This is a genomic window from Sphingopyxis macrogoltabida, from assembly GCF_001307295.1.
In the GTDB taxonomy this organism is placed as follows: Bacteria; Pseudomonadota; Alphaproteobacteria; order Sphingomonadales; family Sphingomonadaceae; genus Sphingopyxis; species Sphingopyxis macrogoltabida_B.
Genome location: NZ_CP012700.1, coordinates 969,065 through 994,014, shown reverse-complemented (window position 1 = coordinate 994,014; position 24,950 = coordinate 969,065). Strand labels below are relative to the sequence as shown.

At 65.2% G+C, this 24,950-nt stretch carries 17 protein-coding genes and 1 tRNA gene; 3 read left to right on the top strand and 15 right to left on the bottom strand.

What is annotated here, in order from left to right:
• The first annotated feature begins 4 nt into the window (after positions 1–4).
• From AN936_RS04555 to AN936_RS04545, 3 genes are all read left to right on the top strand, one after another.
• Positions 5–2,062, top strand: coding sequence for a prolyl oligopeptidase family serine peptidase (locus AN936_RS04555; protein WP_158500042.1), 2,058 nt, complete (start codon positions 5–7; stop codon positions 2,060–2,062).
• A 140-nt stretch (positions 2,063–2,202) separates the two neighbouring features.
• On the top strand, positions 2,203–4,332 hold the full coding sequence (locus tag AN936_RS04550; RefSeq protein WP_084758173.1) for a TonB-dependent receptor: 2,130 nt from the start codon (positions 2,203–2,205) through the stop codon (positions 4,330–4,332).
• A 137-nt stretch (positions 4,333–4,469) separates the two neighbouring features.
• Positions 4,470–5,828 carry an MFS transporter gene (locus tag AN936_RS04545; protein WP_054587097.1) on the top strand — a complete coding sequence of 453 codons (1,359 nt, stop codon included), beginning with the start codon at positions 4,470–4,472 and terminating at the stop codon, positions 5,826–5,828.
• A gap of 18 nt (positions 5,829–5,846) precedes the next feature.
• Here the strand turns inward: AN936_RS04545 and AN936_RS04540 are convergent, their stop codons facing one another.
• The 15 genes from AN936_RS04540 to AN936_RS04470 all read right to left on the bottom strand — a co-directional run bounded on the left by AN936_RS04540 (position 5,847) and on the right by AN936_RS04470 (position 24,944).
• Positions 5,847–7,205 carry an HlyD family type I secretion periplasmic adaptor subunit gene (locus tag AN936_RS04540; protein ID WP_084758172.1) on the bottom strand — a complete coding sequence of 453 codons (1,359 nt, stop codon included), beginning with the start codon at positions 7,203–7,205 and terminating at the stop codon, positions 5,847–5,849.
• Positions 7,202–8,944, bottom strand: a complete 1,743-nt coding sequence (locus tag AN936_RS04535; protein WP_257719802.1) for a type I secretion system permease/ATPase — start codon at positions 8,942–8,944, stop codon at positions 7,202–7,204. The genes AN936_RS04540 and AN936_RS04535 overlap by 4 nt, the downstream gene beginning before the upstream one ends.
• 89 nt (positions 8,945–9,033) lie before the next feature.
• Positions 9,034–14,799, bottom strand: a complete 5,766-nt coding sequence (locus AN936_RS04530; RefSeq protein WP_054587095.1) for a peroxidase family protein — start codon at positions 14,797–14,799, stop codon at positions 9,034–9,036.
• Positions 14,800–15,075: 276 nt separating this feature from the next.
• On the bottom strand, positions 15,076–15,486 hold the full coding sequence (locus AN936_RS04525) for a response regulator (RefSeq protein WP_054587094.1): 411 nt from the start codon (positions 15,484–15,486) through the stop codon (positions 15,076–15,078).
• A 55-nt stretch (positions 15,487–15,541) separates the two neighbouring features.
• A complete protein-coding gene (locus AN936_RS04520; RefSeq protein WP_158500041.1) occupies positions 15,542–16,297 on the bottom strand; it encodes a LuxR C-terminal-related transcriptional regulator in 756 nt (251 codons plus the stop codon).
• A 188-nt stretch (positions 16,298–16,485) separates the two neighbouring features.
• A complete protein-coding gene (locus tag AN936_RS04515) occupies positions 16,486–17,514 on the bottom strand; it encodes a sensor histidine kinase (protein WP_201782965.1) in 1,029 nt (342 codons plus the stop codon).
• Positions 17,511–18,188, bottom strand: coding sequence for a response regulator transcription factor (locus AN936_RS04510; RefSeq protein ID WP_054587091.1), 678 nt, complete (start codon positions 18,186–18,188; stop codon positions 17,511–17,513). Before AN936_RS04510 ends, AN936_RS04515 begins: the two co-directional genes overlap by 4 nt.
• 258 nt (positions 18,189–18,446) lie before the next feature.
• Positions 18,447–18,522, bottom strand: a tRNA-Phe gene (locus tag AN936_RS04505).
• A gap of 95 nt (positions 18,523–18,617) precedes the next feature.
• Positions 18,618–18,812 carry a DNA gyrase inhibitor YacG gene (locus AN936_RS04500; protein ID WP_054587090.1) on the bottom strand — a complete coding sequence of 65 codons (195 nt, stop codon included), beginning with the start codon at positions 18,810–18,812 and terminating at the stop codon, positions 18,618–18,620.
• On the bottom strand, positions 18,802–19,794 hold the full coding sequence (locus tag AN936_RS04495) for a ribonuclease (RefSeq protein WP_054587089.1): 993 nt from the start codon (positions 19,792–19,794) through the stop codon (positions 18,802–18,804). The genes AN936_RS04500 and AN936_RS04495 overlap by 11 nt, the downstream gene beginning before the upstream one ends.
• A complete protein-coding gene (locus AN936_RS04490; RefSeq protein ID WP_054587088.1) occupies positions 19,787–20,359 on the bottom strand; it encodes a Maf family protein in 573 nt (190 codons plus the stop codon). The genes AN936_RS04495 and AN936_RS04490 overlap by 8 nt, the downstream gene beginning before the upstream one ends.
• 14 nt (positions 20,360–20,373) lie before the next feature.
• The gene (gene infA, locus AN936_RS04485) at positions 20,374–20,592 is read right to left on the bottom strand and encodes a translation initiation factor IF-1 (protein ID WP_010162480.1); all 219 of its coding nucleotides are present in this window, start codon (positions 20,590–20,592) and stop codon (positions 20,374–20,376) included.
• 145 nt (positions 20,593–20,737) lie between these two features.
• Positions 20,738–21,604, bottom strand: a complete 867-nt coding sequence (locus tag AN936_RS04480) for a cupin-like domain-containing protein (RefSeq protein ID WP_054587087.1) — start codon at positions 21,602–21,604, stop codon at positions 20,738–20,740.
• Positions 21,601–22,797 (bottom strand): GNAT family N-acetyltransferase, encoded by a 1,197-nt coding sequence (locus AN936_RS04475; protein ID WP_054587086.1) that lies wholly within the window; start codon positions 22,795–22,797, stop codon positions 21,601–21,603. The genes AN936_RS04480 and AN936_RS04475 overlap by 4 nt, the downstream gene beginning before the upstream one ends.
• A gap of 251 nt (positions 22,798–23,048) precedes the next feature.
• The gene (locus tag AN936_RS04470; protein ID WP_054587085.1) at positions 23,049–24,944 is read right to left on the bottom strand and encodes an XrtA/PEP-CTERM system amidotransferase; all 1,896 of its coding nucleotides are present in this window, start codon (positions 24,942–24,944) and stop codon (positions 23,049–23,051) included.
• Positions 24,945–24,950 lie beyond the last annotated feature (6 nt).

Below are 24,950 nucleotides of genomic sequence, written 5' to 3'. Positions count from 1 at the left end.
CAACATGACAGATATTCTTTCCACGCATCCCGCCTATCCCGCGACCGAGAGCCGCCCCGAGACCGTCGAATTCGGCGGCGTACGCTATGACGATCCGTTCCGCTGGCTCGAGGAAGACGCCGACCCTGTGGTGGCAACGTGGCAACGCGCGCAGGACGAGTATGCGCAGGCGCATCTCGCCGCGCTGCCTGCGTCGGGGGCCTTTACGGATCGGCTGCAGGCGATCGGCGAAACCGACGACGTGACGGTCCCGATGTTCGCGGGCGGGCGCTGGTTCCGGCGCCATGTGCCCGAGGATCAAGATCTCGCGGTGGTCGAGGTCAGCGCAGGGCCCGGCGAACCCGGCCGGCGCATCGTCGATCTCAACGCGATGCGGTCCGGCGAACCGCTGCACCTCGCCGGGTTTCACCCCTCGCCCGACGGCCGCAAAGCGATCTTCGCGTGGACAGCGGGCGGCCGCGAAGAGCCCGATATCCGCGTCATCGACATCGACACCGGCGCGACAATCGTCGACGGTCTGCCGCACCGCAAACCGCAGAATTTCGCATGGCTGCCCGACGGCAGCGGCTTCCTCTATCTCGCGCTCGATGCCGCGCTCGCCGGCGAACCGGCGCTCCGGCGCCTCTTGCTAAACTCGCCGTCGGAAGCGCCGGCCGAGGATGTCGTCCTCGACCACCCCGTCGCGCGGCCGATCCTGTGCGCCGACCGCCGTCATATCGTGCTGGCGCTCGACCATCTCGCGCCGCGGCTCGACTATATCCTCGATACGCAGGGTGACGCGGGTTGGCAGCCCTTTCTGAAGGGTGTCCCCGGTATCTTCCGCGGCGATATCCTCGGCGACCATTTCCTTGCCATCACCGACGCCGGCGCCCCGCGCGGCCGGCTCGTCGCGATCCCGCTCGCGACCCCGGCCGACCGCGACACCTGGATCGAGATCGTCCCGGCCTCGGATAATGTGCTGGCCTTCGTGCTGGTAACGGGCGGCCGCGCCGTTCTACTCGAATGGATCGACACCTATTCGCGCCTCCGCGTGATCGGCAAGAATGGCGGCTTCGAGGGCGAGATCGCCCTGCCCGGCCGCGGCATGGTCAACAGCTTCGGCGCCAACATGGTGCTGCCAACGATGCTCGACCCGATCGCGCGCGCCGCGGATGGGGAAATCCTTTTCGTCTTCTCCGCCTTCGATCAAGCACCGGCGCTCTACGGCGCGAACCTCGCGACGCGCGAAACCCGCAAGCTCGGCGAGCCGAAACACCGGCTCGATGTGCAGATCTGCGACCTCGATTGCCGCAGCGCCGATGGCGCACGCGTGCTTTATCATGTCGTGGCGCGATCGGATCTCGACCGCACCAAACCGCAACCGACGGTGATCACCGGCTATGGCGGCTTCAATGTGACGGTGGCGCCGGGCTGGCTCGGGACCCAGTGGGCGGCGTGGATTGAAGCCGGCGGCGTCGTCGCGCTTGCGCATCTGCGCGGCGGCGGCGAGCATGGCACGCCGTGGTTCGAACAGGGACGGATGAAGCTTAAGCAGAACAGCTTCAACGACGTTCACGCGATCGCCGAGGATCTGATTGTGCGCGGCATCACCGCGCCCGAAAGGCTCGGCGTCACCGGCGGTTCGAACGGCGGCGTCATGGCGTCTGCGGTCGCGGTGCAGCGTCCCGACCTCTATCGCGCCAGCATCCCGGTCGTCCCGATCACCGACGTCCTCGCCCGCGTGCGCGACCCGGTCACGATGGTCTCCTCGCTCGATTATGGCGATCCCGCCGATCCGGAGATGGCGGAGGCCATCCATCGCTGGTCGCCATACCAGAATGTCCGCGATGGCCTCGCCTACCCGGCGATGCTGATCGACTGCGGCGCGAACGACCCCCGCTGCCCGCCCTGGCACGGGCGCAAATTCGCGGCGCGCGTACAACAGGCCTCGACCGGCGACCTGCCGATCCTGCTCCGCGTCCGCGCCGACGCCGGGCACGGATCGGTCGGCAAGGCACAGAAGGTTCGCATGTCCGCTGATAACCTCGCTTTCTTCGCCCACCAGCTGGGGCTCGACGACTAACCCGACACGCGCTGATTCAGACGATGTCCGAACAGTTTCGTACGTTCGGCTAAGCGCTGGAAGCGGTCGAAGATTAGCTTGCGACCAAGAACCCCGGGGATCGGGCCGTTCGATAATGACAGAAAAAATGGGGAATATTTATGACCAGATGGATCGCCGCCTTAATGGCCGGCACCGCAATGCTTCCGGTAGCCGCCCATGCACAGGACACCGCCGGCGGCGCCGCCGAAAGCACCGACAGCCTGCCGGGCGACATCATCGTCACCGCGCAGCGTTACAAGCAGCGGCTGCAGGACGTTCCCCTGTCAGTGAGCGCGGTGAGCGGCGACGAGCTTGCGGCGCGCGGGACGACCGACCTCAAGGACCTGCAATATTCGGTCCCGGGCTTTTCGACCTATGAAACCGGCGCTGGCCGCTCGACCGTCCAGCTCCGCGGCATTGCGACCACCATCGGCTCGTCGACGGTCGGCGTCTATTTCGACGAAACCCCGCTCGCGCTCGATTCGATCAGCGACGGGTTCAACGTCCGCATGCTCGACCTCGAACGCGTAGAGGTGCTCCGCGGCCCGCAAGCAACGCTATACGGACAGGGCTCGATGGGCGGCACGATACGTTACATTCCGGCCGCTCCGCGGCTCGACGCGGTGAGCGGGTCGTTCAACGGCGAATATTCGACGACGCGTTACGGCGCGGACAATTACAAGGCGGTTGGCGTCCTCAACCTGCCGCTCACCACCGATGTCGCGGCCATCCGCCTTGTCGCCGGTTACGAACGCATCGGCGGCTTCATCGACAATGTCGCGACCGGCGAGAACAACGTCAATTCGGCGGATATCTACACAGTGCGCGGCAGCTTCCTGTTGCAGCCGAACGACCGTTTCTCGCTGTCGCTGCTGGGCCTCTACCAAAAAATCGATCAGGACAATCAGGACAATGGCATAAATTACCGGACAAGCGCCGTCCTCCCGTCGCCGCTGCGTGATCGCTACACGCTCGTTCAGGGCAAGATCGGCTATGATCTCGATTTCGCCGAACTCACGACGTCGGCAAGCTGGATCGACCGGCGCAATGTGACGCAATTCGACCTTTCGGACGCGTTCGTGCCGGCGCTGGTCGGCGTGTTCGGCCTGCCGCCCGGCTTCATCGATCAGATCGGGATCGCCGCGGCGACCGACTATGAAATTTTCAACAGCGAAGTGCGGCTGGCGTCGCAGAGCGACGGCCCGCTCGGCTGGCAGGTCGGGGCGTCGTACAACAGCACGAACATCCACCAATATGGCGGGACCTTCAACGCGCCGGGCGCGCTCCCCTTTGCGATCATCGCCAGCGACGATTTTCGCGAGAACAAGGCCTTCACCCTCTATGGGGAAGCCAATTACGCCTTTACGCCGCAACTGAAAGCGATCGTCGGCGTGCGCTATTATCGCGAGCACAAGCAGCGCAATGTCCGCAGCACCAACTTCGGCCTCACGACGACCGATACCGGCGACGCGACGTTCGAGACGGTCAATCCGCGCGTCAACGTCAGCTATGAATTCACGCCGGACTCGATGATCTATGCCAATGTCGCCAAGGGGTTCCGCAGCGGCGGTTTCAACCAGACCTCGGCTGGCGGCGGCATCATCGACGTTCCCCCGTCATTCGAGCCCGACAAGATCTGGACCTATGAGCTGGGCACCAAGCACCAGCTGTTCGGGAACAAGCTGATCCTCGACGCCAGCGTCTATCGCAGCACATGGTCGGACGTGCAGTCGAACAATTTCGCTCCCGGCGGCGTGCTCCTCATCGTCAACAATTCAGGGCATGTGTCGGGCTGGGGCGTCGATCTTTCCGCTACCGTACGGCCGGTCCGGGAGCTGACGCTCACCGCGACCTATGGCTGGAACAATCTGAAGTTCGACCAGGCGACCGCCGACAAAGCGCCTGGCGACCCGGTCGACGCGGCGGTGCGCAACAGCTGGTCGGCATCGTTCGATTATCGTCCCCAGCTTTCGGGCAATGTCACCGGCATCTTCCGCATCGATTACCAGCACGCGGGCAAGGGCCAGTTCACCCTGCGCAACCAGCCGACGCCGATCATCGAACGGCCGCGCCGCGATATCGTCAACCTGCGCATCGGCGTGGCGGCGGGGCCGGTCGAGGTCGCCTTATTCGCGAACAACCTGTTCGACGAGAATGCGCCGATCATCACCGGCCCCTTCGCGCTCTTTTCGGAAAATGTCGAGCAGCGCCCGCGCGTGATCGGGATCAGCGCGAGCGGACGATTCTGAACAAGGATAATGCCATTCGGCATCGGTTCCCCGGCCACACGGACCCGCTGCATCTGCTAGGCCGGCACAGACGATGAGGAAGGCGAAGGCATGCACGAGGCGGCGAGCGATTCGGGAACGCAGAACGAGTTCCGGTCATGACCGGATTGGCACATCCCGGAATAGCCGCCGCCACAGAGGCCGGCGATCATGCGGCCGGTGCGGGGGCGAAAGCTCCCGCGTCGGCGTGGTATGCCCTCGCGATCCTGATCGGCACCACGCTGTTCGCCTTTGTCGACAGGCAGATCATCAACCTGATCGCGCCGTCATTGCAGCGCGACCTCGGCATCAGCGACCTGCAACTCGGTATGTTGCAGGGCCTAGGCTTCGCCTTCTTCGCCAGCCTCGCCGCTTATCCGATCGGCTGGCTTTCCGATCGCTTCGGCCGCCGGCTGGTGCTGGGGTGCTGCATCATGGTCTGGTCGATCTCGACCGCCGCCTGCGCCTTCCAGACCAGCTTTACCGGCATCTTCGCAGCCGCCGCCGGGATCGCGATCGGCGAAGCGGCGCTGACGCCGGTTATCTTCTCGATGCTGCCTGACCTGTTCCCGGAACGGCAGCGCAACACCGCGAATTTCATCTTCTTCGCCGTCGCCCTGCTCGGCGCTGCCTTGGGTCTGGCGCTTGGCGGCGTGACGCTGAATCTGCTCGAGGCAAACCACGGCTCCCTGCCGGCATTCTTTGCCAGCATGGATAGCTGGCGGGTCGCGCTGATCCTTGTCGCCGCGCCCGGCCCGCTCTTTGTCCTGCTGCTGACGACGATCCGGATGACGAGCAATTCGGGCCGCGTCGCTGTGGAGGGCGAACCCGCCCTGAACCATATCCTGCCTTTCCTACGCGAACACTGGCGTGCGATCGCGTCCATATATGGCGCCATCTTTGCCTACAGCCTCCCGCTTGGCGCGGTGGGCGCCTGGTTGCCCGTCGCGATGCCGCGTGCCTTCGACGGGATCGATGCGGCGTCGGTCGGCGTCCAGCTCGGACTCGCGATGGGGGTGGGCTCGATCGCCGGCCTGATCATGGCGCCGATCGGCATCAAGCTGCTGCGCGGCGACGCCGACCTCAAGCCCCTGCGGACAGCCCGCTTCTATCTGACGGTCGCCAGCCTGCCGACCTTGTTCATCCTGTTCGCCTGGCAGCCGTGGCAAATCTATGCCGCGGTCGGCGTCCAGGTCGCACTCCTGCTCGCGACGGGCGCGTTGATGCCCGGCGTCTTGCAGCAACTGTCACCGCCCCACCTGCGCTCGCGCCTGCTGTCGTTGCTGGGCATCTCCGGCGCGATAGCGACCGGCCTCGCCCCGATGATCGTCGGCGCGATGTCGGGCCTGCTCGATCCCGATCGGGGGCTGCTGACCGCTATGGTCCTCGTCGGCCTGCCGGCATGGATCGTCGCGGCGGTCCTGATGTCGCTGGCGCGTCGTCCGTTCGTCACGACGATTGCTGCAATCCGCGGCTGAGGCGTCAATTCGACGACATCAATTCTCCCGGCCTGCCATCCACAAGGTCTGGCCGAGCGGTTCGACGAGATAGGCGAGCGCAGTCCGCTTGCGCAGCGGGATCATGATGTCGACCGGCAGGCCGGCACGCAGCCCGCCGTCCCGGCGGACCTGCCGCAGCTTTGCCAGCTCGCTGGGCGGGACGAGCAATTGGATGTTGAAAAAGCGCATTCCGGTCCGTTCGTCCTCGAAACTGTCGGCCGACACTTTTGAAATCTTGCCGACAAGGATCGGCAGATTGCGTTCCTGAAGCGCGGTAAAGCGAATCTGCGTCGTCATTCCCGGCGCCAGATCGTCCGCGTCGGTGGGCAAGGCCTTCCCCTCAATGACCAGCATGCGATCTTGCGGGACGATTTCCATCAACGTCTCGCCCGGCGTGACCACCCCGCCGACCGTGAAGATCTTGAGACCGACGACGCGGCCGCTGGCGGGGGCCCTGACCGTCGATCGCGCGAGCTGCTCGCGCAACGCAACCAGCTTGGGTTGCAATTCGTCGAGACGGATCTGTCCGTCGCGCATCTGCGTCGCGACCTCCTCCATCATCTGCCTGTCGAGCGCGACGACCTGCATCCGCGCTTCGCCGATTGCTTCCGAAGAGCGGGCAATGTCGGCGCGATAGGCGCCATAACTGCCGTCGAGCGCCGCCGCGTCACGCTCCATCGCGCGGACCCGATTGATCGAGACGAAGCCCTTGGGCAGCAGCGTGCGCATCCCGTCGAGTTCTTCGCCGATCAGCCGTTGCTGCTCCTTGTTCGAGCGCATCTGATGGGCATAGCCGTTTATCTGCTCCGCATGCTGGCGCATCCGCTGGCCGAGCACCCCGCGCTCGGTCTGGAGCGAGCCCCGCCGCGCTTCGAACAACCGGCGCTGGCCGCGCAAGGCCTCTGCAGCGAGCACCCGGTCGGCGGGCGCAAAGGACGCGAATTCGGCGGGCTCGGCGACCCTCGACAACCCGTTCTGTTCGGCGACCAGCCGCGCGCGCTGCGCCAGCAGGGCGACGACCTCGCCGGTCATGCCGCGTTCGGTGGCGATCAGTTCGGAGGCCGATATTTTGAGCAGCGGTTCACCTTTGGCGACCAACTGTCCCTCAACGACATGGAGTGCGGTGACGATGCCTCCGTCACGGTGCTGGACCGCCTGGCGATTTCCCGAAACCGCGACAAAGCCTTGCGCCGATGCCGCGGCATCGAGCGGCGTGGCGGCTGCCCACCCCAGCAAGCCAATGAAAAACACGGCCACGATGGCAGCGCCGAGCCGCAATTCGCGATGCGGCTTGTCGCTGCTGTCGTTATCAATCGCATCCGCCGCGACCGGCGATGTCCACAATGCTTCGTTCACGGCCGTACCCCCTCGTTGATCGGAACGACATTCGGCGGTGGCGCCGATTTTTGCAGCGCGGCGAAGATTTCGCCCCGCGGCCCGACGCCCACGATCTCGCCTCCGGTCAGCACCGCCAGCCTTTCGGCATTGGCGAGGACGGCGGCGCGATGCGCGACGATCATGATGGCGGCGCCCTGCATCTTGGCGGCGGCGATCGCCCGCGACAGGGCTTCCTCGCCATCGCTGTCGAGCGCCGAATTGGGTTCGTCGAGGATCAGGATGCGCGGGCTGCCGTAGAGGGCGCGAGCGAGCGCGACCCGCTGCGCCTGTCCCGCCGAAAGCCGGTGCCCGCCGCCCTCGATACAGGTATCATAGCCATTGGGCAGGCGCAGAATCAGCTCATGGACTCCGGCCATGCGCGCCGCCTTGACGACCTCTGTATCGATGACCGGCTGCTCGACGCCGCGCGCGCCGGCAAAGCGCGAGATATTCTCGCTGACCGTTCCGGGCAGCAACGCGCAATCCTGCGGCAGATAGCCGATATGCCGGGCAAGGGCTTCGGGATCCCAGTCGGCGGTGCTGGCATCGTCGATGCGGATCTCACCGAAGTCGGGCGGCAGGGCGCCGGCGGCGACGCGCGCCAAGGTGGTCTTGCCCGCGCCCGACGGCCCGATGACGCCGAGCACTTCGCCCGGCGCCAGTTTCAGCGAAACATTCTTGAGCAGGATGGCGCTGCCCTCGGCGTTGCGGACAACCACCCGGTCCAGTTCCACAAAGCCTTCGGGATCGGGCAAGGTCGTGCGCGCTTCGGGCGCAGAGGGCGCGTTTGTGAACAAGCGGTCCAGCGTTTGCAGCGCCTGGCGCGACTGGACGATGCTAGGCCAGGCGCCGACGAGCTGTTCGATCGGTTGCAGCGCGCGGCTCAGCAGGACCGAGGCAGCGATGATCGCGCCGACCGAGATCTGGCCGTGAATCGCGAGCCAGGCACCGACCCCCAAGGCGAAGGACTGCATGAACATGCGCACGAACTTGACGAGCGAATTGTAACGGCTGCCGGAAAACTGGAGGTCAGCGCTCGCATCGAGCCCGGCGCTGCGCTGCCGGATATGGCGCGCCACCATCGCGCGGCGCATGCCGAGCGCCCGCACCACCTCGGCCTTGCGCAGCGTCGCCTCATGCGCTTCATAGGCGCGCGCATTGGCCTGGTGCGCTTGCTCCGCCTTGGCCTTGCTGCCCCGTTCGTTGGTGATCGCCAGCGCGATGAGGATCGCGCCGGCCCCGAGCACCAATCCCCCCAGCATCGGGTGGATCAGAAAGGCGACAAACAGGTAAAGCGGCGTCCATGGCACGTCGAACAGGGCCGTCGCCGCCTGACCGCCCAGCGTCTGGCGCAGCGTGTCGAACTCGCGCATCGCCTGCTGGGTCGAGGGATCGCCGGGCTTCGCCCGGCTCCGCGCGAGCAGGCGGTCGAGGATATCGCCCGACAGCAGGCGGTTGAGGCGCAGCGAAGCGCGCATCATCAACCGGGCGCGGACCGCGTCGAGCGCCGACAGGGTCGCGATCGCAGCCCCGACGACGAGGGTGATGAAGACGAGGGTCAGGACGCCGTTCGTCGGGACCACCCGGTCGTAGACCTGCATCATGTAAATGGTCGGAGCGAGGTAGAGAATATTGATCAGCGCGCTGAAAGCGGCAGCGAGCATGAAGTGGCCCCGGCAGGCCCGCACGGCGTTCGTCAATGCGGGCGGTACCGGCATCCAGAACAGGCGCATCTTATGCTCCCTCGATTACCGAAAGGGAAAATGGCGCCGGCCGGGGGCCATGGGAGGGACCGGCGCCAAGCTCTTTACCCGAACATATGATCGAGGTGCCCAAGGTCGATCTGCCGGAACTCCGGTTCGAACCCGTGATCGCGCAGCGTCTCGAGCAGCCGCACCTGATCGAACAGGTGGCCGCGGTTGAACCATCCGCCGAGGTCCGCGAGACCCGCGAAGTCGCCGCGGCCGTTCCCGAGGTCGACCACATCCTGCGGGCGCAGATCCCCGACCACACGATCGTTGCCGCCGCCCGAGTTGAACACGAGCCGGTGCGCGGAGGTCAGCCCGGAGATATTGACCGTATCGCTCCCCTGCCCGCCGTTCACCGTGATGGTGTTGAAGTTGAGGCTGGTGGGGTTGAAGTCGCCGATCACCTGGATCGTATCGCCGCCGTTCGCGCCCGATCCGCCCGGGGCGACACCACCCGGCGAAGAGACGTTGAGGGCGTTGATGTTGATCTCCTCGATATTGTCGAGTTCGGCGATCACCTGGGCGTTCCCCGTGCCGTTGCGGGTGATGACGATCTCGGTGTTGGCATTGAGCCCCGTGATCCCCGCCGCTTCGGCCGCGGCCCGCGCATAGATGCGGAAGGTCTCCGCCCCGGCCACGCCGTTCAGGACATAGGTATCGGTGCCATTGCCGCCGTTGACGATGTCGCGGCCGCCGGTTCCTCCCGTCTGGTTTATCCGGTCGTCGCCGTCGCCGGTATGGATGAAGTCGTTGCCCGCGCCGCCGTTGGCGACATCGTTGCCGCCAAAGCCGAACACCGCCTGCGACCCCGCCATGCCGTTCGCGCCGTTGAGGTTGTTGTTGTTGCCGCCGGTGCCGGCGGTCACAGCATAGTTGACGCCGTTGAAACGCAGCACCTCGACATTGGCGAGCGTATCGACCCCTTCGGTCCCCGTATTGTCGGTGACGACGATTGAGGTGCCGACGGTCTCGAAGCCGAAGTTGCCGATCGCCCCGGCGAATATCGCGGTATCGCTGTTGCCGCCGCCGTCATGGCTGTCGTTGCCGGCGCCGCCGGTCATCAGGTCGGCACCGGTCCCGCCGACCAGCGTGTCGTTGCCCGCGCCGCCGTTCAGCGTATCGTTGGCCCCGCCGCCGTTCAGAAGGTCGGCCCCGCCATTGCCGTTCAGCGTGTCGCCGCCGTCGCCGCCCGCGCCGATATCGTCGCCGGCCGTGCCGTTCAGCGTGTTGTTGCCGCCATTGCCGCTCCAGTTGACCCCGACCGGCCCGGTCGCCGCCGAAAACACCTGCTCGGCCGCGCCGCTGCCGTCGGTGAAGCTCACCGCCACCCGCAGCTGCTGGCCCGCCTGGTCGCCGAAGACCTGCCCCGGATTATCGTCCGGCGTAAAGGTCGACCCCGTCGCCCCGGCAATGTTGATCCACGTCACGCCGTCCACCGACCGCTGCCACTGGTAGCTGAACGCCCCCAGACCGTTCACATCCGCAATCCCCGTCGTGTTCAACGTCAGTTGCTGCCCCTCCGTCGGCGTCAAATCATTGATCACCGGCGCGCCCGTGGCCGAGGTATCGATGGTGACATCTTCATCGAGGAAACGCATGATTTCGATGTTGCGCAGCGTGTCCGTACCGTCGGCCTGGGTACCGCGCGCATGCGCCACGGTGACCGTGCCGTTGGCGTTATAGGTGATGTCGTAATTTTCCAGCAGGTCCGAAAAGACTGCGACATCAGTATCGCCGGTGCCGTTGGCAGTCAGTATTTCCCGTACGATGGTCAACTGGCCGGGATTGAACGTCCGGTTGAACATGCGCGTGACGAGCTGCGTCATGCTGTCGGCAGTGGCGATTTCCGCGCCGGTGCCGCCGTTGGGGCCAATATTCTCGCGAACGCTGATCCGCACGTTCAGCCATTTGTCGCCGTCGATGATGTCGTCGCCGCCGTTGCCGCGAATGAGGTCGCTCCCGTCGCCGCCGAGGATGATGTCCCCCGCATTGTACGACGTTACGCCTGTCCCGACGACAGCCTGCAATCCGGCGATCCGCGCGATGCCCGCCGCATCGAGGTTGCTGCCGGTGTAACCTTCCGACCCGCTGAGCAGCGGATCCGGATTGAACGGCGCCCGTTCGGCCGCGGTGACGTCGGAGCCCGACAGGATGTCGTCGAACCGCGACCCCGACAGGCCTTCGACCGATTCATAGGCGTCCTGCGTCGCGTTGATCGGCGGCGTGGGGTTCTCGTCGAACACGATACCGCGCGTCAGGTCGGCATCGACACCGAAGGTATTGTCCTTGTAGATCGCCCAGTCCCAGCCGGACATGCCGGCCAGCTTTCCGCGGCCCGGACTGCCGACCATGATGTCGTCGCCGCCTTCGGCGATGAACTCGTCGAAGCCGCCGAGGCCGAAGAATACGTCGTGGCCAACCACACCGTCGCGCGCGAAAATCTCGTCGAAATTGTCGCCGGGCGCACCATCGAACGTGCCGTGCTCGATCCAGTCGTCACCCTCGTTGCCGAGAATGCGTTCGGCGGTCAGATTACCGAGGATGAAGTCATTGCCTTCGCCCGCGAACACTTCCGAACCCGCGTCATTCCCCAAGACGATGAAGTCCTGACCGGCACCGCCGAGCACGAGATCGAGCCCGGGCCCGGTGTTGAGAACGTCGTGGCCGTCGCCGAGCTTGATATTGTCGTCGCCGCCGAGATCGCGGACGACGTCGTCGCCCGTCCCGGCATTGATGATGTCGTTGCCGGCGCCGCCTTCGAGCGTGTCGTTGCCGCCGTCGCCGAAGATCGTGTCGTCGCCTTCGCTGGCGATGATGATATCGCCGGCCTCGGTGCCGCCGAGCACGACATGCTCACCGCCGGTATAGCGGAGATAATTGCTGTCGGGCCCGACGGTGCCGGGGTTGTTGCGCACCACGAGCGGGGTCAGGATACCGCCCCCGGTCGGATCGATGCTTTCCAGCACGCCGTCGCCGTTCAGGTCGTTGAACTGCCGCGACTGGTCGACTTCGAGGATCAGTCCCGGGGTCGAGAAAACATCCGACGGCAAGTGCGTCGCGTCGGTATTGCGCATAATCATCGCGGCGAAGCTGTTCGCTTCCATCTCGCCGAACAGGTGCAGCCCGTCGAGGCGCTGGAGGTAATAGAAGCGGTCGCCGTTCTGGAGCTGCTCCATCTGCACTTCGAAGACGAAGTTGAAGGTGGAGCCGAGCATGCCGCCGAACGGCAGGATCTTTTCGGCGAGGCCGCCGATCCACAGGTCGACATTGTCGAGACCCGTCGTCGTCACCCCGTCCGGGCCGCTTGCCCAGGCCCCCTCGCTGTTGAGGAAGTCGACCGCGTCGGCGGGCGCCGTGATCGTCCGCGCCTCGTTCGCCGGGGTGTCCGGATCGTCGAGAATCTGTTGATCGACGCCGAAGATGATCGCCATCGCCGCGGCGCGCTTGCCCTCGACCGTCGTTTCGCCGGTGATCAGCGGATGCGTGCCATAGGCCGCGATGAAGTTGATGATCGAAGCCTCGTTCTTGAGGTTGCCGGCGTAATCCACCCAGCTTTCATAGGGTTTGAGCACCGCGGCATTGTTGGTGACCTCGTAGAACTCGCGCCGCGCGGCATTGAGCGAGGGTACGCCGGTGTCGCGACCGCGCGCGAGGTTGATCGTCGCAAGGTCGAGCGGCAGGCCGAGCAAATTGTTGCGCAGCGCGCTGGTCACGAACTCGTCGATCTCGTTGCCGACCTGGCGCGTCATCCCGCGAATGATGTCGCCCGCAGCAAGCCCGTCGGCGACTCCGTGGTTCTGGTCGAACGCGACCGGATTGAGGAAGCCCTCGATCAGGCTGATATCGTCTTCGGTAAAGGTCGGATCGAAGCGATCGATCGACTCGGTCAGCATCGAATGGCCGAAGCGATAGACGACGTGCGCGAATTCGGCGACGATATCGGGATTGATCGTCGTGTCGAAGCCGTCGGGAACCACGAAGGGATCGATCTGCGGCTGCACCTTGCGCGCAAATTCTTCAAAGACGAGGTGCTGATATTGCATCTCGGTGCCGAACTTGGCGGCCTGGAACAGGCGTTCGCCATCCCACACCAGGGCATCGATCGCCGCCTGGCCGACCGGAACCGTCGTCACATCGTCGATAAGCCATTCGTTGAGGAACGCCACCGCTTCCGCCTGGGTCGCGCCGTTCGCCAGCATTTGCGCGGCGTCGGCCAGCGTTACATCCTTCGTATGCTCGACCAGCCGATTATGTTCCGAATGGAAGACGTGATGGACCGCGGTCAGGCCGATATTCTCGTTCACGCGGCCGTCGCCGGCGATGAAGTGCGCGTCGAGCAGTTCATTGTCGTAAACGAGCGGATTGTTGCCCGGATTGAGCAATCCGATCTCGATATCGCCGTCGGCAAGGCCGTTGGGCACCGCGTCATGCGCGATATCGGCCAAAAAGGCATGGCCGGTGCGAATGGCCGCGGTCAGCGCGACGGGAGCATCGGGCGTACCCGAGATCACGATATCGTCGGCGGTATTCGGGATCCCGTCGGCGCCGATCCCGGTGATGACCTGCGCATAACCTTCGGCATTCGGAATGAAATTGCCGTATTGGTCGGTGCGCAACAGCGGGACGCTGCCGACATCCTGATCGGTCAGTTCAATGCCCAGCATCAGCGCCTGCGCCTTGACCTCGCCCCAGGTGGCCATGCCGCCCGGCGACGCGCCGCCGCCTTCGATCAGCTTGCCCGTCGCGACCGGGTGGCCGTCTGCGTTGACGACATATTGGCGCAGGAAGACCTGGTGCGAGGAATGCGAGGTATAGGTCTGGTTCTGGTCGACATAGGAGGTCGTGGTGTTGACCGGTCCGACGTCGTCGGCCGTCCCCATGACACCGTCGGCACCGGCGGAGACCGTCGCGCGCGTCAACACCATGAAGTTGGTGTGGCTTCCTTCGACATAGAGCGGATCGTCGGGCTGGAGCGGAATAAACACCGTGCCGCTGCCGCCCTTGTTGACCAGGTCGAGGCCGTGATCGAAGAACTGGCCGAACAGGGTGAACCACGAGTTGAAGGGCGCCGAAAGGCCGCCGTCGGGCGAAGTGTTCGGAAGGCTGACATTGTCGCCGTCCATGGTGATCCCAAACGGTTCGACCGCGGCGTCGCGTACCGCCCGCGCCGCATTCAGGTCGGCCAGCGCCGCATCATGCGTCGCCGTTGCCGCCGCAAGCGCTGCTGCCGCGGCTTGCTCGGCTGCGGTATTGGTTCCGGCATCGCCATCGTCGGCCGCAGTCACCGCGACCTGCGCGTTATCCCGGACGACGCGGGCCTGATATTCGGCTTCGGCAGCCGGTTTGAAGGCCTGATAGATCGTCGTGATCGCGGCGAGGTCGGCGAACGGATCCGCGCTTCCTGCCCGCTCCAGCCCTTCCAGCACCGCAGCCGGATTGCCGAGGGTCTGATCGACGAGCAGGTTCGAGATGGTGCGCAGATTCTGATCGAAAACGAGCGAACCGGGGTTGTTGGACGGGCTATAATCGGCCTGCGTGGGCATCGCGGGGGCGCCCCCGGGGCCGTCTGGATCGAAGGGCGTGCCGTCGGCCGGCCGATATGCGGGGTCGAGCAGCGTCGGGAACTCGACATCGGCCGCGCCCCACTTTTCTTGCCCCGGAAGCAGGTGATTGTTGCTGCCATCGACGGTACGCAAGCCAAAGGAGAGGTTATAGGCGGGAACGAGGCCGCCCGGTCCGTACAGCGGCTGACCGGCCGCATGGGCTTCGGCAATCTTGATCTGTTCAAGAATGAAATCGAGATCGCTACGGATGTACGTGACCATGGTGTTCCTCCCTGATGCGAATCTGGATCAACGGCCATCGACAGGCCGCTTCCGCCCGGCACACAGCGCACCGGGTTTCAAATCTAACGGGATGAAACTTATCGCTAATTGCGAAAGGTCGTCGAGTTGGACTGACGGACTATTACCTTTTCGATTTTCTATATTCCGGCGTTATAGATATCTATTACTTTCGATATATTACGCTGGCTCTATACAGCGCGCGCCGGCACCGGCCGACCGGAGGTCGCCCCTGCCGTCATCGCCCTTGCGCGATGGTCAGTAACGCTGAAATCCCGAAGATCCGGTGGCCGGCGCAGACGGGCCCTCCCCGCCGCCCCTCGCCGCCACGATAGCGTCGAGCGCGTGCGATACGGCGTTGACGCTCCAGGGCTTGGAGATGCAGCCCAGAGCGAATTCGGGAATGGGAAATGGCGGCGCATGCCCGGTGACGAACAGACAGACAATGCCGTGGCGGGTCAGATCGCACGCGATACCATAGCCGGACGACTGATGCGCAAGCTGGATATCGACGAGAGCGCAATCGATCCGGTGTTCGGTGACGGCGAGCGCCGACGACGCGGCATCGTCGGCAATCGCGACAACGCGAAGCCGCCCGTCGATCTCGACAAGGTCCCGCAATATTGCCGCAACCTCGGCATCATCTTCGACGATAAGGGCGTTCAACATTGTCCATCATCCTCTAGGCGGCCCCCTAGGGAAAAGGCTGGAGAGCGGCGCGGGATCAGCGCCGGAACGAAATATGCGCTACATTGTTTTGCGCGCGCTCCAAAATCGGCCTTTTTATCTGTTCGTCGAACAGGCCCGGCAGGTAAGTATCAATCGCGCCATCGTTGGATGCCCGCGCGCGCATCGCTGCTGCAGCACTCACCCGATTATGTACGCCAAGCATCCGGAAAGCGGCCGCGATATGAACCTTCACGGTTCCTTCCGCGATATGAAGCGTGCGCGCGATTTCCTTGTTCGAACGCCCGGCGGCCAGCAGATTGAGCACTTCGAACTGCCGGTCGGTCAGCGGTCCGTCATGCATCGCGACATCGTCGCCGTGCCCGTGTTCCTTCCGTGCCGCGAGGTCGGAAACCAGGGCCGGAACGAAAATCTGGCCGGCCACCACCATCTGAAGCGCCGCCAGCATCTCGTCGACCGGCAGGTCCTTCGGAATATAGCCGTGCACCCCTGCGCAAAGCGAATCGAGCACCCGTTCACGGTCGCGGTCGGCCGCGACGACGACGAGCCGCACGGCCGGGAATCTCATCCGGAGATCGCGCAGACCCGCCCCGGCGCGAAGCCCCGGCAAATCCAGATCAATGGTCACCAGACCGATCGAGGGATGCGCCGTGATTTTCGCCAGCACGGTCGAAAAATCCTGCGCTTCCCAGAGCTCCGGAACGCCGAGATCCCGCCTGAATATCGTTGTCAAACCTGCACGGCAGAGCGGATGATCGTCCGCAATCAATACCGCGCCTGAATCATTTGCCATGGTACCGCCCCCAACCGGGTATCCCATTTACCCACGGCACATGTCGCATATCAGTTTTCAATAAGGCCTCTACCCGGCGTTGCGACCCATCCGGGAGGATATTCCTTACACAATACGACTCGGCCAAAGAGTTAACTTAGACCGCTATTCTGACGCCAACCTGACGGATGTGATTTTATTTGGGACAATTATTGATCCATATCGTCCAATTCCGGGAACGACAGCCGGATTTCCTGCCGGTGAGGATTGGTCGCCAGTTCTCCGCGATGGATTTCCATGATCCGCGCCACGATCGCCAGACCGAGCCCCGCACCGCTCGCGCTGGCATGATCGCCCCGCGCGAAGCGCTGGCTGAGTATAGCCAATTCCGTCGGCGACAGCCCGCAGCCCCCATCGTGAACCCCGATTTGCGCCGCCGGACCTACGGTGACGACGACATTTCCGCCGACCGGCGTCACCCGCAGTCCGTTGTCGACCAGATTGCTGACCGCCGCCACGATCGTTTCCCGGATACCGCGAACGACGGGACGGCTTTCGACCCGCAGTTCGATATGCTTGCCCTGCGCCGCCGCAATCGGCGCATAACGGTTTATGACGTTCATTACCGCCTGCTCGAGCGACACCCTGTCGCGGGCAATCGGGGCTGCGACATGCGCCTCGACCTGCGCGATCATCATGATCTGGCCGACAAGCCGGTTCATTGCCGCCACATCTTTTTTCAGGCGAGCGGCATCCGGCGATTCCAGCCTGTCGAGTTCCGCCATCAATATTGCGAGCGGCGTACGGAGTTCGTGGGCCGCATTGGCCGCGAAAGCCTCGCGCTGCCCCGCCGCGTCATCGAGCCGCCGGAGCAGATTGTTGATCGCGTGCGCGAAATGCTGCGTCTCGACCGGTAGGTCGTCGACGTTCAGGCGAAACCCGCGATCGGTGCCGGCGGCGGCATCGATATGCGCCGCAGCGATCCCGAGCGGGGCAAGCGACGTGCGAATGACCCATCGCCCCGCGATGAACATCGGCATCATCAATACGATGAGCGGCAGGACGACATGCTCGGCTATTTCGAGCCATTCGCCCCGCCAGCCCTCTTCGGCCGATCGTTGCTCCAGCATGACCTCGACATCGAAACTGACGAAGACGATCAGGGACAATCCGCCGAACAGTCCGATCCAGCTCATCCCGCGCGTGAGGCGGCGGGTAACGGAAAGCGGCGCGGTCAAGCGCCGCTGTCCCTGATCATATATCCCATCCCGCGCACGGTAATCAGCACATCGGGTCGATCGGCATCGTTCAGCTTGTGCCGCAGACGCGACACGATCGCTTCCACTGCGTTCGGCGTCACCGCCTCGTCAAATCGATAGAGCGCCTCTTCGATCATCGATCTCCGGACGACTGTCCCGGCGCGACGGACCAGCAACTCGAGCAGATCGGCTTCGCGCCGCGTGAGTTCGAGCGTCCGGCCGTCGATCGCCCCCGACCTCGCCGCGACGTCGAACGTCAGCCTGCCGATCCGGATCACCGGCTGTCCGCGCGGTCCCGGCCGGCGGAGCAAAGCGCGCAGACGCGCCGCGAGTTCTTCGATCTCGACCGGCTTGATCAGATAATCGTCTCCGCCGGCGTCGAGCCCGGCAACGCGGTCGCCCAGGCCGTCCCGGGCAGTCAGAATGAGAACCGGAGCAAGCGGCGCTTTCGACCGTTCCTGGCGGAGCCATGCCAGTCCGTCGCCATCGGGCAATCCCAGATCGAGGATGATCGCATCATAATTGGCGTCCGCCAATGCTGCTTCCGCGTCGCCGATGCTGGAAACGATGTCCGGGCTGAAGCCGCAGTTCGCGATGCCGCGACCGATCAGCGCCGCCAGCCGGAAATTGTCCTCTATTATCAGGACACGCATATCGCAGCCAATTGCGTCAAGGTCCCCACCCCGTCGACAGGCAGAAAAATACCAAGTAGCGATGCGACCCAGACAACTAGGTTAAATAACATATTTCAGAATCGACTGTAAGTATATTTGTCGGCGCACAGAAAACCCGAAAACCCGCCGAATAGTGCACATTATTCAAAAAGAAGGCGACGTCATTGGCGTTGCCGAAAAGGGAGCGAACGCGTGAACTGCCGCGCGAAACGCGCCTGAATGTCCTTGGGTGGAAAATGGTGCCCGGGGACGGGATCGAACCGCCGACACTGCGATTTTCAGTCGCATGCTCTACCAACTGAGCTACCCGGGCAAGGCCGCTGCGGCCGGTCGGCCGCGCTGCGAGCGGCGGCTATAGGCAGGGCTTTCGATCCTGTCCAGTGGCTTTGTGACCGCTTTTTTCGCGGGTCAGCCCTCGTCGAAACGGTCGTCGTCGGCGGAGCCGTCGGGCGGCTGGTCGACGGGTACGCGATAGCCTTCGCCGAACCAGCTCAGGAGGTCCCGGTCCCGGCAACCGCGGCTGCAGAAAGGCTTGTACTCGTCGACACGCGGCGCTCCGCACAGCGGGCACTTGCGGCGTTTGGCGCCGGTTTCACTGGGCATGACCCGCTCCTTTCATCGCGACGTCGGCGGCCAGCTCGACGCGCCGTCCGGTCCGTGTCTGCAGCGCATCGATCCACGTGGGGTTCGCGGCGATATGATCGATCACCGCAGGACGCGCGGCGATCCGGAGCGTTCCCGTCCCCGCCGCGCGTTCGGCCTGCCGCAGCAGCAGCGCCGCATCGGTGGCGACCGGATCGAACCGGATTTGTTCGATCAACGACGGCCGTTCGCGGCGGCGGATGATCTGCATGAGGCCGAAGCCGTTGACCGCGGTGCGCTCGAACGGCGGCGGCAACGCCGCGTCGACCAGCGCGTCGATCGCCTGCCGTCCCGCCCGGTCGGGCAGCGACGGGAAATCGATCCCGATCGACCCGCCGATATCGCAGCAACGGATCACCGCGACGGCTGCTTTTCCCCCGGACTTGGCGAGCGCCAGGGCGTCGCCGTCGCCATCGATATCGATCAGCACCATCGCCGGGGTCGCGTCGACCCACAGCGCGCCGCCGGCAAACGGCCAGTGCCCAACCCGGACGTGGTCGATGAGTTCGGACCAGCCCGCCTGTTCGAGCAGGTCGGGGCCGGTCGGCCGCACCTCGGTAACCGCAACGCCGCTCGCCGCAATGCGCGCGCGCAGGTCCGGCCCGTCGGCAAGCGGTGCGTCCGGTTCCGCCAGCACTGCACGCGCGGGTTTGTCGCGGCCGCGTTCGCGAAGCGCCATGCGGGTGATTTCGACGACCAGCCGCGCGCCGGTCGACGTTGCGGGCGGCACCACCGCAAGTGTCGCCTGCGGCTCGCCGGGCCGGTCGAGCGCGACGAGCGCGCCCTTGCCGCCGCGCCCCGCCTCGACCAGCCGCGCCGCGACGACCGCGCCGATGCGCGGGCCGTCGCCGTCACGCTCGACGCGGGCTTCGATGATTTCGCCATCCTCGACGAGCGCGGCGCGCGTCTCGCCGATCCCGGCTTCGTACAGCCACTCAGCCAAGTGCGATTCTGGCGCTGGCGAGGAGCGTCGCCGTTTCGAACATCGGCAAGCCGACGACGTTGCTATGGCTGCCCGACAGGAAGCGGACAAAGGTTTCGGCGCGGCCCTGGATCGCATAGCCGCCCGCCTTGCCCATCCCTTCGCCGCTTTCGACATACCAGTCGATCTCGGCGGCGCTCAGCGCCTTGAAGGCGACGATCGTATCGACGACGCGCACCCGCGCCCGGCCGTCAGTGCCGACGACGCACAGCCCCGACCAGACATGGTGCCGCCGGCCCGACAACAGCCCGAGCATGCGGCGAAGATCGGCCTCGTCGGCGGGTTTTTCGAGGATGCGGCGCCCCACCGCAACCGTCGTGTCGCCCGCCAGCACGACCTCGTGCGGCGCGCGTTCGATCGCCAGCGCCTTTCCCTCGGCAAGCCGGGCGACATAGTCGCGCGGCAGCTCGCCCTTGCGCGGCGTTTCGTCGATGTCGGGCGCAGCGATACGCGCCGGAATCACGCCGATCCGCGCCAGCAATTCACGCCGGCGCGGCGAAGTCGAAGCCAGAACGAGCACGGGCATAGTCGCCGCGCCGCTCACTTGAAGCGATAGGTGATCCGACCCTTGGTCAGGTCATAGGGGGTGAGTTCGACGAGCACTTCGTCGCCCACGAGAACGCGGATGCGGTTCTTGCGCATCTTGCCGGCCGTGTGACCCAGAATCTCGTGGTCGTTTTCCAGTTTGACGCGAAACATCGCGTTGGGCAGCAGTTCGACCACCTGGCCGCGCATTTCCAGAAGTTCTTCTTTCGCCATCAATCCTCTATGGGCTCGAAATACAAGGATGGGCGCCCATAGCTCCAAAACGCGCCGATGGGAAGCAATCTGTCACGGACGGCCCAGTTTGAGATTCTGCCCTCTTCGTCGCCCCGGACTTGATCCGGGGTGACGACAATATGGTTCACGACACCAGCCGAAGTTTCCGCGCGACCCGCCAGCCGACCGTCTTCGCCCAGGCATAGCTCGGCCAGCGCGGCGGCATCGCCGGATCGAGCCCCATGCGGCGGAGCGCCGCGTTGGCGGCGTGCGCTTCGGATTCGCGGTAGCTCCATTCGCTGCGCCAGGTGATCGACAGCGAGATCGACGGCGCGTCGCCATTGGCGACGAAGTGCGGCGCCATCACCGGCATCAACACCGCATCGCCGGGGGAAAGCGGCACCTGCTGCGCGCCTTCGCGATAGGCCTCTTCCCACGGCAGGTTGCGATGTCCGCCGGTGTGATAGCGTTCATGCTCGCGGCGGTGCGCGAAGCGTTCGTCGCCGGCGGGCCAGACGTTCATCATCTTCGTGCCCCGAAGTTGCAGCAGAATATTATGTTCGGGATCGAAGTGGAACGGCGTAATCGATCCAGGCGACGAGATGAAGATGAAACCCTGCGGCGTCAGCATCGCGCCGGTGCGCGGCTCGACCACATGCTTGAGTTCGCCGAGCAGGTCCATGAGCAGGGTGCGATAGGCCTCCTCGCTCTCGATATTCTTGAGCACCGCCCAGCTACGGTTGGAGTCGATGGTGCGGATCGTCTCGCCGATCGACAGGCCGTTCGACGGCACATCCTCGGGCCGGATGCCGATCGGCACGTCGCCGGGGTTATATTCGACCTGCCCCGCCGGCAGGCCTTCGCCGAGCACCGCGAGCGCCTCCAGCGACAGCAACGGATGATCGCGCAGGCCGTGATGAAGCAGCCCCGCCTGCTGCGGATAAAGTTCCTCCATCCGGCCCAGCGTTTCAGCGGAAAATACGGTACGGGCAATCGGCTGGTGCATGGTCATGCGGGGTCCTGTGATTCTTCAACAGCGGGGGCCGGACGCTTCCAGCGCCGCCAGCCGCGTTCGAGTTTCGTGAGAAGGGCGAAGCGCAGGCGGTCCGCGGCGCCGGACAATGGCACATTGACCCACAGGAGGTGGCGGCGTTCGCGCCACACGCTGTCGATCATCGGATGGCCCGGCGCAGCGCAGCTATCGACCCATGCGATCCGGTTGTCTTCGAGCAGGTCGAGATTGGCCTGCTGGAGCAGCACGCCGGGAGAGAAGCGCGCATAATCCTCGTCGAAGGCGGTCTTGAACGAAAAGCCGCCCGGCGGGCAGAGGAAATTGACCAGCATCGCGAGCGGCCGGCCGTCGAAATCGAGCGCGCGGAGGTCGAGCTTGCCGGCGTCGGCCGCGCCGGTAAGGATCGCGCGGAACCAGGCCTCGGTATCGCCATGGCTCGCGAGCGCCGATCGCGCCCGCCCTTTCCAGCCGCGCGCTTCGAGATTCAAAAAGGCATCGATCCACGGATCGAGCGGTTCGCCGGCCTGCCAGCGGCGGAACGCAACCGCGCCCTGCTCGGCCAGCCGGTTCGCCTGCCGCCGGAGCTCCTTGCGTTTCTTGCCGCGCACCGCCGCCTCCCAATAGGCATCGGGCGACAGGTCGCTTTCGAGCAGCGCGCGTTCCTCGCGGTGGACCACCTCGACCTCGCCGCCGCGCATCCGGACAACGTCGACGAGCGCGCGGTGGAGCGGCCCGTCCTCGGTCAGCCGCGGCAGGTGCAGCAAGGTCTTCGCCCATGGCGCCGCGTCGCACCAGCCGAGCAGGATCGACCAGAAAAGATTTTCGAACCCGGCGCGGACCAGCGGCGCGCCATGGAAATGATTGGGATGCGCCCAGCTATCGACATGGCGCAGTGGCAGGCGGCCGTAATGGGCGGCAGGGGCGAGCGGCATAACGCCGATCACCGGCCCGTCGCTGCCATCGCGAACAAGGATGAGGCGCGCGTGGCGGTCGGGATCAAGCAGGTGTAGCGCCGACTGCAGACACCAGCGCTCGGCAAAGGGATTGGGCTCGCTCGCTTCTACCGCCAGCCGGTCCCACGCCTCGGCAAGCGGCGGCGACAGCGCCAGCGGATCGACGACACGGACGGTCAGCGGCGCGTCGTCGGCAGGCACGGCGATGCCGTTGATCGGAAAGGCGGGATGGACCGTCATCGGCAGCGAGCCTAGCAGCGAAGCGTTAAGGATGGGTGGCAATTTCGATGGGATTATTCCTGGGCGGTCCGGGTGAAATGACTGTTTTCGGCTGATAGTTGCCATCAATGCTGTGTACCCCGGCGAAAACCGGGGCCCAGAGCGCAATAGCGCAATCTTTGCTTTCCGACGCCCTGGGCCCCGGCTTTCGCCGGGGTACACTGTAAGGGGAACGTCCGCTCCCCACCCCAAAGCCGCCCTTCACGCCGGCTCTAAATCCCGAACAGCTTCGCCAGCGACTTTTCCAGCATGAAGAATTGCCAGATCAGCCGCCCGTGATCGCGGCGTCCCGACTGGTGCGCGGCGACGATACGTTCGATCTCGGCCATGTCGAACCAGCCCGACCGGGCGAGCGTCGACGAGGTTGCAAGGCCCTTGGCGGCATCGACGAGCGGGCCGCGGAACCAGTGCGACACCGGCGTCACAAACCCCATCTTGGGCCGATAGAGGATGTCGTGCGGCAGATAGGGCTCCATCGCCTGTTTGAGGATCGCCTTGCCCGTCCCGCCCTTGACCCGCATCGACGCCGGCAGGCTCGCCGCAAATTCGATCAGGCAGTAATCGAGCAAGGGCTCGCGCGCCTCGAGGCTCACCGCCATGCTCATCCGGTCGGTCTTGGTCAGGATGTCGCCGGGCAGCCAGATCAGCATGTCCGCATATTGGGCGCGGTCGAGCGCCTCGCGCGCCGGCGCCTCGGCCATCGCCCGCCAGTAGCGCGCCTCGGCAACATGATCGCCGAGCGCGTGCTTCGCGGCATCGTTGAACAGCCGCGCGCGCTGGTCGGGGCCGGTGACGCCGACCGCATCGGCATAGCCTTCGGCGCCGCTCTTCGACAGGCTCGCGAGCGTCGCGCGTGCGCGCAGCGGCCGCGGCGCCCAGTCCATCTGCGGCCAGACGCGCGCCAGCGGTCCCAGCACGCCGCGCCGCAGAAAGCCGGGAATCAGCCCGCGCAGCCGCTCTTCCTGATGCTGGAAAACGAGGCGGCGATAGCCGGCAAAGGCCTCGTCGGCGCCGTCGCCCGACAGCGCAACGGTCACCTCTTCGCGTGCGAGTTCGCAGACGCGATACGTCGGCAACGCGCTGGCGTCGGCGAAGGGCTCGTCGAACATGTCGGCGATATGGTCGACGAGCGCGAAGTCGCCCGCCGCGACGGTGCGGGTGCGATGATCGGTGGCGAACCGCTCGGCGATCTGCTGCGCATAGGCGGTTTCGTCGAGCGCCGCCTGATCGAACCCGATGGTGCAGGTCTTGACCGCCTTCGCGCTCGCCTCTGCCATCAGCGCGACGACGGCGCTGCTATCGACGCCGCCCGACAGGAAAGCACCGAGCGGCACATCGGCAACCATGCGGTCGGTCACCGCGGCGCGCATCAGATGGACGAGATGTTCGGCGGCTTCGTCTTCGGAAGCGCGAATGCGCTTCGAGAAGTCGGGGCCCCACCAGCGCGTCGGTGCCGGAACCACCTTGCCGCGTTCGAGCAGCAGATAATGGCCCGCGGGTAATTTCTGTACGCCCGCGACGATGCAATTATCGTCGGGCACATAACCGAGCGCGAGGAAATCCTCGATCGCGCTGAGGTTCGCCTCCTGCCGCAGCAGCGGATGCCGCAACAGCCCCTTGAGTTCGGATGCGAACGCCACCGAGCCGTCCGACAGGCGCGCGTGGTGGAGCGGCTTCACCCCCAGCCGGTCGCGAGCGAGGAACAGGCAACCCCGCGTATGGTCGTGGATCGCGAACGCGAACATCCCGTTGAACCGAGACAGGCAATCGACGCCCCACTGGCGCCACGCCGCGATGATCACCTCGGTATCGCCGCTGGTGCGGAACCGGTAACCGCGATCCTCGAGTTCGGTGCGCAGCTCACGGAAATTATAAATTTCGCCGTTATAGGTCAGCGTGACCGCCTCGTCGTCGCTGGCCATCGGCTGCGGGCTACCCTCGATATCGATGATAGACAGACGCAGATGCGCGAGGCCGACGCCGGGCGCGGTCCATTCGCCCGCGCCGTCGGGCCCGCGATGCGCCATCGGATGGAGCATCGCGCGCAGCCGCGCCGGATCGACCGGCTTCGCGGTTTCGAGATGATAGATGCCTGCGATCCCACACATATCGTT